This window comes from Pseudomonas sp. SB113 (genome assembly GCF_040754745.1).
In the GTDB taxonomy this organism is placed as follows: domain Bacteria; phylum Pseudomonadota; class Gammaproteobacteria; order Pseudomonadales; family Pseudomonadaceae; genus Aquipseudomonas; species Aquipseudomonas grimontii.
On record NZ_JBFMHW010000094.1, the window covers coordinates 1 to 556 of the forward strand.

Genomic DNA, 556 nt, shown 5'->3' on the forward strand with positions numbered 1-556 from the left:
GGCCGGGAATCGTCGGCGAGTTCATGAAATATCTGCCGCTGACGCTGATCGTCACGCTGTCGGCTTCGATGCTCTATGCGCTGGTTTTCACGCCGACGCTTGGCGCGATCTTCGGCAAGCCGCATCCCGAACCGGAACACAAGGACGGGCTCTATATGAAGACCGTCGGGCTGGCCGTGCGCCACCCGATTGTGACGCTTTTTCTGGCCGTTGCACTACTCGTCACCGTGCCGGTGATCTATGCCAAGGAAGGCGCGGGCGTCGAATTCTTCCCCAATGTCGAGCCAGAATACGGCCTGCTCTATGTCCATGCCCGCGGCAATCTCTCGCTTGCCGAAATGGATGCCGCGACAGCGCAGGCAGAAAACCGCATACTCGGCTGGCCGGGCGTCAAATCCGTTTATACGCGCGCAGGCAAAACGCGTGGCGGCGGCGACAATATCGCTGAAGATGTGGTCGGCGTGATCCAGTACGAGTTCGTCGACTGGCGCGAGCGCAAGGCCGCCCACGACGTTCTGGACGATCTGCGCAAAGCCATGGCAGGCATTCCCGGCGT

General features: G+C 61.2%; 1 protein-coding gene. It reads left to right on the forward strand.

The annotated features are described in order from the left end of the window. Positions 1-23: 23 nt before the first annotated feature. Positions 24-556, forward strand: a 533-nt coding sequence (locus tag AB1462_RS31585) for an efflux RND transporter permease subunit (protein ID WP_367249004.1), incomplete at its 3' end; no start/stop codon positions are given.